Origin of the sequence: Arcobacter sp. CECT 8985 (assembly GCF_004116495.1) — a bacterium.
Lineage (GTDB): Bacteria > Campylobacterota > Campylobacteria > Campylobacterales > Arcobacteraceae > Malaciobacter.
Genome location: NZ_PDKC01000066.1, coordinates 1 through 2,491, shown reverse-complemented (window position 1 = coordinate 2,491; position 2,491 = coordinate 1). Strand labels below are relative to the sequence as shown.

Sequence of the window (2,491 nt, the reverse complement as noted above, 5' to 3'; positions counted from 1 at the left end):
TTGAGCCATCACTTAATGTTACTTCTAAATCATGGTCTAATTTTTGGCTTACATTTACTTTGAAGTTTCCTGCTTCATTCTCTTTTACATCACCATCTGCTGTTACTGTTACTTTTACTTCATCTATACTATCAACAATTGTTGTATTAGCTGATGCATCACTATTTACTACATCAAATCCACCACTGTTTGTTTCAGATATACTTGTTGTAACAATTTGGTCTGCTTCTTTATATACATCACTATCTGGTGTTATTGGTGATAGTACAGTTCCTGTTGAAGAACCTGCAGGAATATTAATTACAGAGCCATTACTTAATGTAATTGCCATATCGCTTAATGCAGGAGTAGAAAGTGTTGCTGTATATGTTATTGAATCATCATCTTCTGTAATTTGAGATGTTGCACTTAATGTAATTGTAACCTCTGTAGCTTCTTGATTTGTAGGAGTTAGTGGAGTTGGATCACTTGAAATATCAGGAGAACCAAAAGGATTATTTACATTTGTATCCAATCTAGATCTACCTTCAAGATCATTTGATTCTGCTGTTTCAATAGAGTTTAAAGGAGTAAATGTTGAAGTATCACCTTGTACTCCACCAGCTGCAGCTGCATCTAATGCACTTGATAATGAACCAAAATCATCAATTACTACACCATCTTTTGATCCAAGAGATGAATCAGCTAACATCTCTTTTAAAGAGTTTATTACATCATCACTTGAATTATTTGTATTCATTACAGTATTTTGTAAATCATATATACCTGTAGGATTATCTATTACACTTAAAACTGTCTTTTCTGCACCATCTTCTTGCTTAGAGATTAAATCTACCATATCATTAAATACTATTTTTACAGTAGGGTCATCATTTATAATAAGCTCAATTGACTTATCCCCATTAACAAGATTAAATGTATATTTTGAACCAGAATAGTTATCAAAATAAAACTGTTGTCCTGCAGTTGGTGTAATAACCATATCTTCTTTTACAGTAACAACATTATAACTTCCATCAGTTTCTTTTATAATTAGATTTAACATAACAAACTCCTACAGTTTTTTAATTATTTAAATAATATATAAAAAAAGTCTCTATAAAGTTTCTTTTTATTAAAAATCAGAATTTTAATTATTTTGTTAAATTTTGAGGAGTTAGTATTTCAAATAGAGCACCATTTTTTGAATTTTGAACTTCAATATTTCCATCCATATTCTTTTCAATTATAACTTTTGACATAAACAACCCTACACCAGTTCCATTACTCTTTTCAAATGTAACAAAAGGTTTGAAAATATCATTTATATTTTTTGTTTTTATTCCACCTGCATTATCTTCTATTAATACAACTGCATTATCTTCTTGTTTATCTATAGTAATTTTAATCAAAGGTTTATCTATTTTTCTCAAAACTAGCATTTCTCTTGCATTATTTACTATATTTATTAGTACTTGTGAGTATTCACTTTTTAGCCCATAAACTTCTGGATTTTTCTTTACAACAATTTCTAATTTTATATTATTTTCTTTTAAAGATGTACTTAAAATATTGACTACAGCATTTATTTGTGTTGATAAATTAAACTTTTGCTTTTGTTTATTTTCAGAAAAAAAGTTTCTAAAATCATTTATTGTATTTGACATATATGTTGTAATTTCATTCAATTTTGTTATTGCAGCTAAAAGCTCTTTTTTATTTACACTATTTTCCAATTTAACTTTTGCTTCAATAGGCATAAACAAAGAATTTATCTCCATTAGAGGTTGTCTCCATTGATGAGAAATAGAACATAACATTTCTCCCATAGATGCCAGTTTACTTTGTTCTAATAAGACTTTTTCTTTTTGAACATTCTTTTTTACTTCTTCTTCTATTTTGTATTCGAGCTTTTTATTCTCTTCTTCAAGCTTTATAAAATCATTAAGATTAGTCTGTCGCATACTATTACTTTAAATTTATTTTATCAATAAAATAAGTTTTACTACCTTCTATTACTTTTGCTTTACCATTCACAAAGTTAGATAAATAATCATATTTTGGTTTTATAACTTCTTTACAATTTTTATTTATAAATCCCCATTTATTATCTTTTACTACTCTTGCAAGCTCATCTGTAAAATCAAAAACTTTATCATATTTAAAATCAGAAAGAAGATTCATATTTTTATCAATACAAGCATATTTATTGTTTAAAAATGATTTTACAAAAGATATCTCATCAAAGAACTCTCTTGCATCACTATATTCTGGTTTTTTTATTATTTTAAAATCTTTGTTTATATAACCATATTTATCATTTTCTTTTACAACTGCAATACCTCTATAAAAATCAGAAATATAAGAAAAAGATGCTGGTAGTACTATTTTATTATATTCACTAATTATTCCTAAAAGATTATCTTTTTCATAAAAATAATACTCTATCTTATTAGTTGTATGAATCCAATGTAAATTTATAATATTTTTATTTACTAATTGTTCATTTTTT

The 2,491-nt window shown here is 26.2% G+C and carries 3 protein-coding genes; all 3 read right to left on the bottom strand.

Going from position 1 to position 2,491, the window contains the following annotated elements:
* Positions 1-1,045, bottom strand: a 1,045-nt coding sequence (locus tag CRU93_RS13960; protein WP_164967709.1) for an immunoglobulin-like domain-containing protein, incomplete at its 3' end; no start/stop codon positions are given.
* 88 nt (positions 1,046-1,133) lie between these two features.
* Positions 1,134-1,943, bottom strand: a complete 810-nt coding sequence (locus CRU93_RS13955; protein WP_129104793.1) for a sensor histidine kinase — start codon at positions 1,941-1,943, stop codon at positions 1,134-1,136.
* 4 nt (positions 1,944-1,947) lie between these two features.
* A partial coding sequence (locus tag CRU93_RS13950; protein WP_164967708.1) for a WG repeat-containing protein occupies positions 1,948-2,491 on the bottom strand: 544 nt, incomplete at its 5' end.